The sequence below is a fragment of the Rathayibacter sp. AY1F4 genome (genome assembly GCF_002931775.1).
Taxonomy (GTDB): Bacteria; Actinomycetota; Actinomycetes; order Actinomycetales; family Microbacteriaceae; genus Rathayibacter.
The window spans coordinates 61,176-74,250 of sequence record NZ_PSVE01000019.1 but is presented as its reverse complement, the minus strand read 5'-3'; the positions used below and the strand labels follow the sequence as shown (position 1 = coordinate 74,250).

Here is a 13,075-nt window from a genome sequence, read left to right as displayed (position 1 = left end):
GACCTGCTCGACCATGCGGCGGGAGTAGGCGGCGTCGACCGCGCCGGTCCGCTCGAGCGCACGGCCCGCGTCGAGGACCGCGAGGAGCAGCGCGGCGTCGTCGGCGCCGAACGACGCCGCGGGATGCGCGGCGCGCAGCAGCTCCAGGACGACGTCCTCCGTGCGCGACCAGCCGGCGGTGTGGATCGCGCGGATCTCCGGATCGGTGCCGGCGCGGGAGGCGAAGGCGGTCCACACGATCGCGTCGGGGACGTCCTCGTCCGCGACGCACGCGATCTCGTCGCAGAAGACGCGCAGCCGCACCTCGGCCGAGGGTTCGGCCTCCAGGCGGCTCCGCATCCGCTCGCGGAAGCGCTCCTCGACCCGGGCCATCGCGCCGGCCAGCAGCGCCTGCTTCGTCGGGAAGTGGTGCTGGACGGCCCCCACCGAGACGCCGGCCTCGGCCGCGACGGTACGGATGCTGAGGTGCTCCGCCCCGCGGGTCGAGAGGACGGCGACGACCGCCGAGAGGATGTCGCTCCTGCTCTCGCGCCGATCCGGCATGGCGTCCCTCTCGTTCGACTGCTCGAGCAGGCTACGCTCTCGGACATGACCAATACGACCGTATTGCCGCCCCGTGCCGCAGCCGGCCGCCGCATCGCGACCCTGGACGTCGTCCGCGGTGTCGCGATCATCGGCACCCTCGGCACGAACATCTGGATCTTCTCCCACCCCTGGGGGATGCTCGGACTGCTCTCCGTTCCGGTGACGCCGGAGACCTCCTCCTCCGCCGGGACCGCGCAGCTCCTGCTGATGGCGCTGGCGCAGGGCAAGTTCCTCGCCCTCCTCTCCCTCGCCTTCGGGGTGGGCCTCGCGATCCAGCACGCCTCCGCGGTCCGGCGCGGGACGCGCTGGCCGGGCCGCTACCTCTGGCGCGCGACGCTCCTCCTCCTGGACGGCGCGGTCAACTACGTGCTGATCGCGGAGTTCGACGTCCTCATGGGATACGCCGTCACCGGAGCGGTCGTCGCCTGGCTGCTGCTCACCCGGCCGACGACGCAGCGCCGCGTGATCCTCGTCTGCGGCGCTCTGCACGTCGTCCTGATCTCGGCGCTCGTGGCGCTCGTGGCGGCGAGTCCGGACGGTGCCGGACAGGGGCCGACCGGCCGGAGCCCCTACGCGGACGCCTCGTTCCTCGGCCTCGCCCTCTTCCGGCTGCAGAACGCGGGCATCTTCCGTGCGGAGCCGGTGCTCATCGGGCTCCTCAGCCTCGCGATGTTCCTCCTCGGCGCGCGCCTCCATCGGGCGGGGGTCCTCGCCGCCGAGGGCGCGACACTCCGCCGCCGCCTGATGGTCCTCGGCGCCCTCGCCCTCCCCGTCGACCTCGCGCTGGGCGTCGGGGGGAGCGCCGCCGGTCTGCTCGCCGAGCGCTACCTCGTCGCGCCCCTGGTCGGGCTCGGCCTGCTCGCGGCCCTCGCCGAGGCCTGCCTCCGCCGGGGCGCCGAGGGCTGGGCGGCACGCCGGGCGCGGGAGGTCGGCCGGGTCGCCCTGAGCGCCTACCTCCTGCAGAACCTGCTCGGCGGCGCCCTCTTCTACGGCTGGGGACTCGGGCTGGCGGTGACCGCCGCGCAGTGGCGCGTCCCGGCGACCGTCGGAGCGTTCCTGCTCATCGCGGCGGTCGTCGTGCTCGCGGCGCACCTGTGGCTGCGCCGGTTCGAGCTCGGTCCGGTGGAGTGGCTCTGGAAGCGGGGCGAGCGGATCGGTGTCCGCGCGCCCCGCTGACCGGAGGGGGACCTACGCGAGGAGCTCCGCGGCGCCGGTGCGCAGGGCGGCGAGGCGGGACGAGACGGCCGACCGGCGGGCGTCGGCGTCGGAGTCGTGCGACCAGGCGTCGAGGTAGAGCTTGACCTTCGGCTCCGTGCCGCTCGGGCGCGCGATGAGACGGGCACCGTCCAGGGAGAAGCGGAGCGCGTCGGTCGGGGGCAGCGCGCCGCCCTCGGCGAGCAGGTCCTCGCTCCGCTCGACGGCGAGCCCGCCGATCGCGGTCGGAGGCGTCGCGCGCAGTCCGGCCATGATCCGGCCGATCTCGGAGAGGTCGGTGACGCGGAGCGAGATCTGCTCCGATCCGAAGAGCCCGAACCGCTCGGCGAACGACTCCAGCTCGTCGTCGATCGTGCGCTCCTCGGCGGCGAGCGCGCTCGCGAGGGAGAGGAAGGCGAGCGCGGCCGAGACGCCGTCCTTGTCGCGGACGGTCCCGGGGTTCACCAGGTAGCCGAGCGCTTCCTCGTAGCCGAAGACGAGGTCGGGGACGCGCGAGATCCACTTGAAGCCCGTGAGCGTCTCGGCGAAGTCGAGGCCGTAGTCGGCGGCCACGGCACCGAGGGCGGGGGAGGAGACGATCGAGCAGGCGAGCGCTCCTCCGGTGCGGCCCTCTCGGCGGGCCTGCTCGGCGGCGCGCCAGCCGAGCAGCGCTCCGACCTCGTTGCCGGTGAGGCGCCGGAAGCCCTCCGGGGCGGAGGCGTCGGGCACGGCGGCGGCGAAGCGGTCGGCGTCCGGGTCGTTCGCCACGATCAGCTGCGCGCGACCGGAGCGCGCGGTCGAGAAGGCGAAGTCGAGGGCGCCCGCCTCCTCAGGGTTCGGGAACGCGACCGTGGGGAACGCCGCGTCGGGCTCGATCTGCTCGACCACGACGGCCGGCTCGTCGAAGCCCGCCGCGGAGAGCACCCGGTGCGCCGTCTCCCAGCCGACCCCGTGCATCGCCGTGTAGACGATGCGCAGCGGAGCGGACTGGCGGCCGACGGCGGCCGTCGCCTCGATGTAGGCGGCGACCACGGACTCGTCCGCGAGCCGGTACTCGCCGCGCGGAAGCTCCGGAACGCGCCGGTCCCGCGCGACCGCGAGGATCCGCTCGGCGATCTCGGAGTCGACCGGCGGGACGATCTGCGAGCCCTCGTCGGCGCCGCCGAGGTACACCTTGTAGCCGTTGTCCTGCGGCGGGTTGTGGCTCGCCGTGACCATCACTCCGGCGTCGGCACCGAGGTGGCGCACGGCGAAGGCCAGCACGGGGGTGGGCAGGAGCCGGGGCAGCAGCACCGCGTCCACGCCGGCGCCCGCCATCAGCGCGGCGGAGTCCTCGGCGAAGACGCGCGAATTCTTCCGGCCGTCGTAGCCGATCACGACCACGGGCCGCTGGACGCCCTGCGCCAGCAGGAAGTCGGCCAGGCCGACGGCGGCCTGCGAGACCAGCACGCGGTTCATCCGGTTGGATCCCGCCGCGATGGCGCCGCGCAGGCCCGCGGTGCCGAACGCCAGGCGGGCGCCGAAGCGGTCCTCGAGCTCGGCGCGGGCGGAGGCGTCGCCCGAGTCGGAGGCGGTCAGCAGGCCGACCAGCTCCTCCCGCGTCTCCGGGTCGGGGTCCTGGGCGAGCCAGGCCTCGGCGAGCTCCCGGACGTCGACGCTCACAGGGCCCCCGTGATCCCGGCGAGCAGGCGGGCGAGGTCGTCCTCGGCGTCGCGGCCGGCCTCGAGCACCTCCTCGTGGCTGAGGGGGGTCTTCTGGATGCCGGCGGCGAGGTTCGTGATGAGCGACATGCCCAGCACCTCCATGCCCGCCTCGCGTGCGGCGATGGCCTCGAGGGCGGTCGACATGCCGACGATGTGGCCGCCGATGATCTTCGCCATCTGCACCTCCGCCGGGCTCTCGTAGTGCGGCCCGCGGAACTGCACGTACACGCCCTCGTCCAGCTCAGGACGCGTCCCCCGGGCGAGGTCGCGCAGGCGCGAGGAGTAGAGGTCGGTGAGGTCGACGAAGGTCGCGCCCTCGAGCGGCGAGTCGGCGGTGAGGTTGATGTGGTCGCTGATCAGCACGGGGGTCCCGGGCGTCCAGTGCTCCTTGATGCCGCCCGCGCCGTTGGTGAGGATCATCACCGTCGCGCCCGTCGCGGCGGCTGTGCGGACGCTGTGCGCGACGCGGCGCACGCCGTAGCCCTCGTAGTAGTGGGTGCGGGCGCCGATGATCAGTGCCCGCCTGCCGGTGGGGAGCAGGACGGAGCGCAGGGTGCCGCCGTGCCCGTGCACGGCCGGCTTGGAGAAGCCGAGGATCTCGGTGGCCTCCACCGTCGCGGTCGTCTCGCCGATCGCGTCGGCGGCCTTGCCCCAGCCGCTGCCGAGGGTGAGGGCGATGTCGTGCTTCTCGACCCCTGTCGCCTCGGCGATCTGAGCGGCCGCGCGGGCCGCGATCTCGAAGGGATCGGCGTCGGGGGCGTCGAGGGGGTGCAGGGTCTGGTCGGACATCGTCCCACCCTACCGACGGGCTGCGCGGCGGCGGAGGGCGACTCCCGCGGCCGATCCGACACTCCGCGATTGGGCGAACACTCAGCGAGAGAGGACAATGGGAAGCATGGCTTACGAGTTCGAGCGCGCGCAGAGGATCGCTGTACTCGGAGGGGGGCCGGGCGGCTACGAAGCCGCCATCGCGGGAGCGCAGCTCGGCGCCGAGGTCACCCTGGTCGAGCGGGTCGGAGTGGGCGGCTCGGCCGTCATCACCGACGTCGTCCCGTCGAAGTCGCTCATCGCGACGGCGGAGGCCACCAACGCCATCGGCGAGGCCGCCGACCTGGGCGTGCAGTTCTTCACCCGCTCGGAGCAGAACAAGCCGGTGCGCCCGGACGTGGCGGTCAACCTGGCGACGGTGAACAAGCGCCTTCTCGGCCTCGCGCGCCAGCAGTCCGAGGACATGCGCGCGAACCTGGTGCACCACGGCGTGCGCATCGTCCAGGGGGACGGGCGCCTGGACGGATCGAACGCCCTGATCGTCTCGACGGCGGCCGGTGGCGAGGGCATGGACTTCGACCGCATCGAGGCGGACACGATCGTGGTCTCGGTGGGCGCCAGCCCGCGTGTGCTCCCGACCGCGGCTCCCGACGGCGAGCGCATCCTCAGCTGGACCCAGCTCTACAACCTCAAGTCCGTCCCCGAGCACCTGATCGTGGTGGGCTCCGGCGTGACCGGCGCGGAGTTCGCCTCCGCCTACCGTGCGCTCGGCGCCCGCGTGACCCTCATCTCCTCCCGCGACCAGGTGCTGCCCGGCGAGGACGCCGACGCGGCCGCGGTGATCGAGAACGTCTTCAAGCGCAACGGCATGGTCGTGCTCTCGAAGTCGCGCGCCGACCGCGTCGAGCGGACCGAGAAGGGCGTGCAGGCCGTGCTCTCGGACGGACGCGTCGTCGAGGGCTCGCACTGCCTGATGGCCGTCGGCTCCGTGCCGAACACGGCGGGCATCGGCCTCGAGGACGCGGGGGTGCAGCTGACGGAGTCGGGGCACATCCGCGTCAACCGCGTCGCCCGCACCAGCGTCCCCTCGATCTACGCGGCCGGGGACTGCACCACGTTCCTCCCACTCGCCTCCGTCGCCGCCATGCAGGGCCGCACCGGCGTGTTCCACGCCATGGGCGACGCCGTGAACCCGACCGAGGTGCGCAACGTCGCGGCGAACATCTTCACGCAGCCCGAGATCGCGACCGTCGGGTGGAGCCAGCGCGAGATCGAGGAGGGCATCGCGCAGGGTGAGATCTACAAGCTCCCGCTCGCCGCGAACCCGCGGGCGAAGATGATGGGCATCCGCGACGGCTTCGTGAAGCTGTTCGCGCGCACCGGCTCCGGCACCGTCATCGGAGGCGTCATCGTCGCTCCGAAGGCGAGCGAGCTGATCTTCCCGCTCGCCCTCGCCGTGGAGCACCGCCTGACCGTCGACCAGGTCGCGCGGGCCTTCACCGTCTACCCGAGCCTCACCGGCTCGATCTCGGACGCCGCGCGCGCCATGCACATCGTCACCTGACGCGCCCCTCCGCCGGGCCGCGCGGGGTGCGGCCCTTCATCGGCAGAGCGCGCGACCGGGAATCGCGTGCGAAGCGATTGACGGCAGCGCGATGCGACCCGCTCGGCGGTACCCCTCACGTCGAGGAGCCGACCGCGCCGGACCGCGCGGGGAGCGGCCTTTCATCGGCAGAGCGCGCGACCGGGAATCGCGTGCGAAGCGATTCACGGCAGCGCGACACGACCCGCTCTGCGGTATCCCTCACGTCGAGGAGCCGACCGCGCCGGGCCGCGCGGGGAGCGGCCCGGAACAAGCTCAGACGATCTGGAGGAGCACGTGTCCCGCGGGGACGGTCGCTCCGGCCGTCGCGTCGAGGCCCTTCACGACACCGTCCTTGTGGGCGGTGAGCGGCTGCTCCATCTTCATCGCCTCGAGGACGACGACCAGGTCGCCGGTGACGACCGTGTCGCCCTCGGCGACGGCGACCTTGACGATGGTGGCCTGCATGGGCGAGGCGACGGAGTCGCCCGTGACGGTGCTGACGGAGGAGGAGCCGCGGCGCTTCGGGGAGGCGGCAGCGGCCCCGCGGGCGGGTCCCGAGCCGACCAGGTCGCCGGGGAGCGTGACCTCGACGCGGCGCCCGTCGACCTCGACGACCACGTTCCGGCGGGCCGCCGGCTCGTCGGTCGCTCCGGGCTCGCCGCTCCAGGCCGGGATCGTGTTCTCGAACTCGGTCTCGATCCAGCGGGTGTAGATCGTGAAGGGCGCGCCGCCCTCGGGGGCGAAGGCCGGGTCCTCGACGATCGCGCGGTGGAAGGGGAGGACGGTCGGCAGCCCGGTGACCTCGAACTCGGCGAGGGCGCGGCGCGAGCGCTCCAGCGCCTGCTCGCGGCTGTCGCCGGTGACGATCAGCTTCGCGAGGAGCGAGTCGAAGGAGCCGGAGATCACGTCGCCGGCGACGACGCCGGAGTCGACGCGGACGCCGGGTCCGCCGGGGGCCTTGAAGACGTGCACCGGGCCCGGAGCGGGGAGGAAGCCGCGGCCCGCGTCCTCGCCGTTGATGCGGAACTCGAAGGAGTGGCCGCGGGGCGCCGGGTCGTCGTAGTCGAGCACGCCGCCCTCGGCGAGGCGGAACTGCTCGCGCACGAGGTCGATGCCGGTGATCTCCTCCGACACGGGGTGCTCGACCTGGAGGCGGGTGTTCACCTCGAGGAAGGACACCGTGCCGTCCTTGCCGATCAGGAACTCGCAGGTTCCGGCGCCGAGGTAGCCGACCTCCTGCAGGATCGCCTTCGAGGCGCGGTAGAGCTCGGTGTTCTGCGCGTCCGTCAGGAACGGCGCGGGCGCCTCCTCGACGAGCTTCTGGTGGCGGCGCTGGAGGGAGCAGTCGCGGGTGGAGACCACGACGACGTTGCCGTGCGCGTCGGCCAGGCACTGGGTCTCGACGTGGCGCGGCTGGTCGAGGTACTTCTCGACGAAGCACTCGCCGCGGCCGAAGGCGGCGACGGCCTCGCGCGTGGCGGAGGCGAACAGCTCCTCGACCTCGTCGCGCTCGCGGGCGACCTTGAGGCCGCGACCGCCGCCGCCGAAGGCCGCCTTGATCGCGACGGGGAGGCCGTACTGGTCCACGAACTCGAGCACCTCGGCGGCACCGGAGACGGGGTTGAGGGTTCCCGGGGCGAGCGGCGCGCCGACCTTCTCGGCGACGTGGCGGGCCGAGACCTTGTCGCCGAGGCGCTCGATGGCCTCGGGGCCGGGGCCGATCCAGATCAGGCCGGCGTCGATGACGGCGCGGGCGAAGTCGGCGTTCTCGGCGAGGAAGCCGTAGCCGGGGTGCACGGCGTCGGCACCGGAGCGGCGCGCCACCGAGAGCAGCTTGTCGATGACGAGGTAGGTCTCGGCGCTGGTCGTCCCGCCGAGGGCGTAGGCCTCGTCGGCGAGGCGGCTGTGCACGGCGTCGCGGTCCTGGTCGGCGTAGACGGCCACGGAGGCGATCCCGCTGTCGCGGGCGGCGCGGATGACTCGGACGGCGATCTCGCCCCGGTTGGCGACGAGCACCTTCGTAATCTTCGGCATGGTCCCCAACCCTAGGGGGCGGCTCCGCCCGGCCCGGCGCGGCTCACCACAAAGAAGCGGAGGGCCTTCGTCGGTTCCTCACAAGGGCGGGACGGGCCTCAGCGGTTCCAGAGCGCGGTCCAGTCGACGCCGAGGCTCCGCACCAGAGTGCGGAGGGTCGGCACCGACATCCCGATCACCGTCGAGGGGTCGCCCTCGATCGCGGTGATGAAGCCGGCGCCGCGGCCGTCGATGGTGAAGGCGCCGGCCACCTCGAGGGGCTCGCCGGTGGCGACGTAGGCGTCGATCTCGGCGTCGTCGATGTCGTCGGCGAACGTGACGGCGGCGGAGGTGACCGCTCCGGCCTCGGCGACGATCCTCCCGCCGCGGTGGTCGACGAGCCAGTGGCCGGAGTGGAGGCGGCCGGTGCGTCCGCGCTGGGCGCGCCAGCGCTCCCGGGCCCGCTCGGGCTCGTGCGGCTTGCCGTGGACGACGCCGTCGAGGACGAACGCGGAGTCGCCGCCGAGCACCAGACCGTCGATGTCCGGGCGCAGGACGGCGTGCGCCTTGGCGCGGGCGAGCAGCGAGACGGTGGCGTCCGCGTCCAGCGCCGCGCCCCGCTCCTGCTCGGCCCGGGCGACGGCCGCGGGCTCGTCCACCTCGGAGGGGACGACGACGGGCTCGATCCCGGAGGCCCGCAGCAGCGCGAGGCGCGCGGGGGAGGTGGAGGCGAGGTAGAGGCGCACGAGGGCTCCCTGCGGCCGGGCCCACGCTGTGGGATGCTCGACGGATGGCACAGACCCCGTCCCGAGCATCCGCCCGCCCCGACGGGGCCGACGACGCACTCGGGACCGAGATCGAGCTCGACATTAGCAACGTCGCCCACGGCGGCGTGTTCGTCGCCCGGCACGAGGGCCGCGTCGTCTTCGTCCCGGACGTCCTCCCCGGCGAGAGCGTGCGGGCGCGGATCAGCGAGGTCCGGCACGACAGCTTCTGGCGTGCCGAGGCGCTCGAGGTGCTCGAGGCGTCCGAGCACCGGGTGGAGCACGTCTGGCCCGAGGCCGCCCTCGACCGCCGCCCGGGGGAGCGCGTCGGCGGCGCCGAGCTCGGCCACGCCGACCTGGCCTACCAGCGCGAGCTGAAGCGCCTCGTGCTCGTCGACTCCTTCTCCCGCTTCGCCCGTCGCGAGGTCGAGGTGGAGGTCGCGCCGATCGGCGGGGACGACGCGTCCGGCGGCCTCGGCTGGCGCACGCGGAACCGCCTCCACGTCGACGACGACGGACGGGTCGGCCCCTACGCGGCACGCAGCCACCACGTCGTCACCGTGGAGTCGCTGCCCCTCGCGACCGCCGATTCCTCCCTGGCCGCACCGCTCGGCGAGCGCCTCGCTCCCGGCTCGGTGGTCGACCTCGTCGACGCGGCCGGGTCCGAGGGAGCCGCGGTGCTCGTGCACGACCCCTCCGACAAGCGCGCCCGCCGCGACCGCACGGTGGTGAGCGAGTTCGTCGCAGACCGCACCTTCCGGGTCGACCGCACCGGCTTCTGGCAGGTGCACCGCGGAGCCGCCGCCGCGCTCTTCGAGGCCGTGCAGGCCGCCGTCGACGCGGACGCGGCGGACCCGTCGGCCGCCAACCACGACCTCTACGGCGGGGTGGGCCTGCTCGCCGCGGCGCTGGCCGACCGCCTCGGCGCCGGAGTGCGCGTGACCAGCGTCGAGAGCGACTCCCGCGCCACCGAGCACGCGCTCGAGAACCTGGCCGACCAGGTCGGCGCCCGCGCGGTGACCGCCCGCGTCGACCGCTACCTCCGCGACGTCGTCGCCCAGGCCGATGCGCGCGAGCGGGCGCGGTGGCGCGCGGCGACCGTGGTCCTCGACCCGCCGCGCTCGGGCGCCGGCCGGGCGGTCACCGACGCTCTGACGGAGCTGCGGCCGGTGCAGCTCGTCTACGTCGCCTGCGACCCGGTCGCGCTCGCCCGCGACGTGGGCGCCCTGACCGGGGCCGGCTACGAGCTGGAGGGCCTCGAGGGCTTCGACCTCTTCCCGCACACCTCCCACGTGGAGGCCGTTGCGCGACTGGTCCGCCGAGAGGACTGACCGCGGGCCCGCGCCTGCGTACCATGGGCGGGATGGAGCCCCACGTCGACGCAGCCGAGGCCCCGCGCGTGCGCGTGGCGATCGTGGACGACCACGAGTCGGTGCGCCTGGGCGTGGCCGCCGCCGTCGAGAGCGCGGGGATGCAGGTGGTCGCCGCCGCCGAGACCGTCCAGGCCCTCGAGAGCACGATCGGCGGCGCCGAGATCGAGGTGCTCGTCCTCGACCTGTCCCTGAACGACGGCTCGAGCATCACCAGCAACGTCAAGTGGGGGCAGGTGCGCGGCTCCGCTGTCCTCGTCCACAGCATCGCCGACCGCGTCGTGGCCGTGCGGGAGGCGCTCGCCGCGGGAGCGGCCGGCGTCATCCCGAAGTCCTCGCCCATGTCGACGGTCGTCGCCGCCATCCGCACGGTCGCCCGCGGCGAGGTCCTCAACAATCTGGAGTGGGCCTCGGCCATCGACGCCGACGACGACTTCGCGCGGGCCGTGCTCGGTCGTCGCGAGCGCGACGTCCTGCACCTCTACGCCTCGGGGCTGCCGCTGAAGCTGGTGGCCGAGCGGCTGCAGATCTCGGTGTCGACGGCGAAGGAGTACCTCGACCGGATCCGCGACAAGTACGTCGAGATCGGCCGTCCCGCCCCGACGAAGGTCGATCTGCTGCGGCGCGCGGTGGAGGACGGCATCCTGCCGGGCATCGACCCGGACGACGGCGATGGCGGGCGCTGAGGCGCCGATCGCCCGCCGCAACGCCGGGCGCGAGCGGATCGACCGGATCATCAGCACGGTCGTGTCGTTCTTCGGCTTCGGCTTCGGCGTGCAGACCGTCCCGCCGATCCTCGCCCAGCTGCCCCTGCTGCGCCCCGAGGTGGCCTGGCCGGTGCTGGTGCTGGTCTTCGGATCGCTCACCGCCGCCGTGGTCACCGCCGTGCTGCGGCGGGGCACGCGGATCACGGCGGTCCTGGTCGCCGTCGGTGTCCTCATCGCCCTCCTGACCTGGCCGGCCGCCGTCTCCACCGGGGGCGCGGACCGCGAGACCCCGTGGATCTGGTACCTGCTCACCATCGGCACCGCTTTCTGCACGATCGCGGCTCCCCTCCGGATCGCGATCGCGTACGTGTCGGTGACGACCGTGCTGTTCGGGCTGCTGCGCGTCCTCCCCTCCGGCGGCGGGGCGGAGCCGACCCGCGCGATCCTCGACGCCGCCTACGTGGGCATCGTCGGCTTCGTGATGCTGGTGCTGATCACCGTGCTCCGGCAGTCGGCCGACCAGATCGACCGTGCGCAGACCACGGCCATGGAGCAGTACGAGGCGGCGATGCGCCAGCACGCCGGCGAGGTGGAGCGGGTCGAGGTCGACGCCCTGGTGCACGACAACGTGCTCGCGACGCTGCTCTCCGCCGCCTCCGCCGAGTCGCCGGCCGAGCGCGCGCTGGTCTCCTCGATGGCGCAGCGCACCCTCGCCGTGCTGCTGCCCGACCACGAGCCAGAGCCGCCCGAGGGGCTGGTCCCGCTCGAGCTCCTGCAGCGCCAGCTCGCCCACGCGGCGTCCACCTTCGGGACCGAGATCGCGGTCGCGACGGCCGCCGGAGTGGATCCGCGCGCGACGACGCTGCCGCGCCCGGTGGCCGAGGCGCTGCTCGGCGCGGTCTGGCAGGCGCTCGCCAACAGCGTCCAGCACGCGGGTCCGAGCGGCAGCGTCCACCGCGCCGTGCACGGGCTGCTGGGCGACGGCGCGGTGGAGGTCGTGGTGGAGGACGACGGACGCGGCTTCCGGCTCGCCGACGTCCCACGCGAGCGGCTGGGCATCCGGCTCTCCATCCTCGAGCGGGTGCACAACGCGCGGGGATCGGCGCGGGTCGACTCGACTCCGGGCGAGGGCACCCGAGTCGTCCTCTCCTGGCGGGCGGACGCGGGAGGAGGGCCGTGATCGCCTACCCGCGCCCCCTGCTCCAGGCGCTCGGCGCCGGCTTCTCGCTGTACCACGTGGTGCTCGCCTTCTTCTCCTTCCGCATTTCCCCGGCCACGCCGGCCGACCTCGTCGCGGTCGCGCTGTACGTCGCGGCGACCGTCGTCGCCCTGTGGCCGGGAGCGACGACCCGGCTCGCCCTGCCCGTCGCGGTCGGGATGACCGCGGTCGCCGTCGCGCTGCCGCTGCTGGTCGCGCCGTCGCTCGATCCGGGCGCCTCCAACGGCTACTCCACCTGGTACATCGCCGCGGTCGGCACCCTCATGACGATCGTGTGCGCCCGCCGGCGCGCGGCCTGCGCCTGGGTCGGCGTCGGCTTCCTGATCGTGCACACCGTGTTCTGGGCCGGCCCGGCCGCGCTGGCCACTCTCGGCGTCGTCGGGGGGATCGCCTGGGTCGCGATCGCGCAGCTGCTCATCGTCGAGCTCGGGCGCGCGGGCTCCGAGGCGCGCGTGCTCGAGGCGGCCGAGCGCGCGGCCGCGTCGTGGCGGGCCGCGGAGGAGGCGCACCTCACGGAGCGCGAGGTCCGGCTGGAGCAGACCCGCGCCCTCGCCGCCGACATGCTGCTGCGCATCGCCGAGCCGGGTCCGGGCCTCACCGACGAGGAGCGGCGCGAGTGCCGGCTGCTCGAGGCGGCCGTGCGCGACGAGATCCGCGGCCGACGGCTGCTGGACGACGAGGTGCGGCGTCTCGTGCTCGACGCGCGGCGGCGGGGGGTGACCGTGTCGGTGCTCGACGACGGCGGCCTCGACCGCACCTCCGAGGGCGAGAGCCGACGGGTGCTGGGGGAGCTCGCCCAGGCTCTGAGCGGGATCCGCGAGGAGGTCGACCGCGTGGTGGTGCGCACCGCGTCGGCCGACTCGGCCTCGGCGGTCACAGTGGTGGGCCTGCGGACGGCCGGCGACGGCAGCGCGGGCGCCCTCGGCTCCGACGACGCGGGGGACGAGGTCGACGCCTGGGTCGAGATCCGGCGCGACGGCGTCGGCGGACGGGACGTCTGAGCGGCGGAGAGCGCGCGGGACGGCGCGGCGTCCGCCTGCGGAGCGACCGACGGCGGCCCGGTGCGGAGGTCGTGCGGATGTCGGATCGGTGCCGCGGGCGGGACGCTCCGGCTCTCAGCACAGCTCCGGTCTCGGCGCGCCCGGTCGCTCGGAGTGGACCGATCGT

Annotated in this window: 11 protein-coding genes; 6 read left to right on the top strand and 5 right to left on the bottom strand. The window is 74.2% G+C overall.

The window, feature by feature from the left end; translation table 11 throughout:
- Nucleotides 1-543: TetR/AcrR family transcriptional regulator (locus C5C59_RS12600; RefSeq protein ID WP_104251284.1), on the bottom strand; the 543-nt coding region annotated here is incomplete at its 3' end.
- A 45-nt stretch (nucleotides 544-588) separates the two neighbouring features.
- Here C5C59_RS12600 and C5C59_RS12595 point away from each other — a divergent pair.
- Nucleotides 589-1,761 carry a DUF418 domain-containing protein gene (locus C5C59_RS12595; protein WP_104238025.1) on the top strand — a complete coding sequence of 391 codons (1,173 nt, stop codon included), beginning with the start codon at nucleotides 589-591 and terminating at the stop codon, nucleotides 1,759-1,761.
- Between the two features lie 12 nt (nucleotides 1,762-1,773).
- Here C5C59_RS12595 and C5C59_RS12590 read toward each other — a convergent pair whose 3' ends face one another.
- Together C5C59_RS12590 and C5C59_RS12585 are read right to left on the bottom strand one after the other, a co-directional pair.
- A complete protein-coding gene (locus C5C59_RS12590; RefSeq protein ID WP_104238026.1) occupies nucleotides 1,774-3,441 on the bottom strand; it encodes a phospho-sugar mutase in 1,668 nt (555 codons plus the stop codon).
- Complete coding sequence (locus tag C5C59_RS12585) at nucleotides 3,438-4,271, bottom strand: purine-nucleoside phosphorylase (protein WP_104238027.1); 834 nt, start codon at nucleotides 4,269-4,271, stop codon at nucleotides 3,438-3,440. The genes C5C59_RS12590 and C5C59_RS12585 overlap by 4 nt, the downstream gene beginning before the upstream one ends.
- A 106-nt stretch (nucleotides 4,272-4,377) precedes the next feature.
- Here C5C59_RS12585 and C5C59_RS12580 point away from each other — a divergent pair, with 106 nt between their 5' ends.
- Nucleotides 4,378-5,814 carry an NAD(P)H-quinone dehydrogenase gene (locus C5C59_RS12580; RefSeq protein ID WP_104223171.1) on the top strand — a complete coding sequence of 479 codons (1,437 nt, stop codon included), beginning with the start codon at nucleotides 4,378-4,380 and terminating at the stop codon, nucleotides 5,812-5,814.
- Between the two features lie 294 nt (nucleotides 5,815-6,108).
- On the opposite strand, the gene C5C59_RS12575 is transcribed toward C5C59_RS12580, so the two are convergent.
- Entirely contained in the window at nucleotides 6,109-7,869 is a 1,761-nt protein-coding gene (locus tag C5C59_RS12575) for a biotin carboxylase N-terminal domain-containing protein (protein ID WP_104223170.1), read from the bottom strand.
- A gap of 98 nt (nucleotides 7,870-7,967) precedes the next feature.
- Entirely contained in the window at nucleotides 7,968-8,594 is a 627-nt protein-coding gene (locus C5C59_RS12570; protein WP_181027094.1) for a nucleoside triphosphate pyrophosphatase, read from the bottom strand.
- Nucleotides 8,595-8,638: 44 nt separating this feature from the next.
- Here C5C59_RS12570 and C5C59_RS12565 point away from each other — a divergent pair, with 44 nt between their 5' ends.
- From C5C59_RS12565 to C5C59_RS12550, 4 genes are read left to right on the top strand one after another with little or no spacing between them, the layout of a single operon-like run.
- Complete coding sequence (locus tag C5C59_RS12565; protein WP_146082811.1) at nucleotides 8,639-9,943, top strand: class I SAM-dependent RNA methyltransferase; 1,305 nt, start codon at nucleotides 8,639-8,641, stop codon at nucleotides 9,941-9,943.
- Nucleotides 9,944-9,966: 23 nt separating this feature from the next.
- Nucleotides 9,967-10,668 carry a response regulator transcription factor gene (locus C5C59_RS12560; protein WP_104223169.1) on the top strand — a complete coding sequence of 234 codons (702 nt, stop codon included), beginning with the start codon at nucleotides 9,967-9,969 and terminating at the stop codon, nucleotides 10,666-10,668.
- Entirely contained in the window at nucleotides 10,655-11,869 is a 1,215-nt protein-coding gene (locus C5C59_RS12555; protein WP_104238028.1) for a sensor histidine kinase, read from the top strand. Before C5C59_RS12560 ends, C5C59_RS12555 begins: the two co-directional genes overlap by 14 nt.
- Nucleotides 11,866-12,909, top strand: a complete 1,044-nt coding sequence (locus C5C59_RS12550; protein WP_104225461.1) for a hypothetical protein — start codon at nucleotides 11,866-11,868, stop codon at nucleotides 12,907-12,909. The genes C5C59_RS12555 and C5C59_RS12550 overlap by 4 nt, the downstream gene beginning before the upstream one ends.
- The last annotated feature ends 166 nt before the right edge of the window (nucleotides 12,910-13,075 follow it).

Excerpts from the sequence above, each read along its gene's own strand:
- C5C59_RS12555 (WP_104238028.1), top strand. The coding sequence starts at position 10,655 with ATGGCGGGCGCTGAGGCGCCGATCGCCCGCCGCAACGCCGGGCGCGAG.
- C5C59_RS12580 (WP_104223171.1), top strand. The coding sequence starts at position 4,378 with ATGGCTTACGAGTTCGAGCGCGCGCAGAGGATCGCTGTACTCGGAGGG.
- C5C59_RS12565 (WP_146082811.1), top strand. The coding sequence starts at position 8,639 with ATGGCACAGACCCCGTCCCGAGCATCCGCCCGCCCCGACGGGGCCGAC.
- C5C59_RS12585 (WP_104238027.1), bottom strand. The coding sequence starts at position 4,271 with ATGTCCGACCAGACCCTGCACCCCCTCGACGCCCCCGACGCCGATCCC.
- C5C59_RS12560 (WP_104223169.1), top strand. The coding sequence starts at position 9,967 with ATGGGCGGGATGGAGCCCCACGTCGACGCAGCCGAGGCCCCGCGCGTG.
- C5C59_RS12595 (WP_104238025.1), top strand. The coding sequence starts at position 589 with ATGACCAATACGACCGTATTGCCGCCCCGTGCCGCAGCCGGCCGCCGC.
- C5C59_RS12575 (WP_104223170.1), bottom strand. The coding sequence starts at position 7,869 with ATGCCGAAGATTACGAAGGTGCTCGTCGCCAACCGGGGCGAGATCGCC.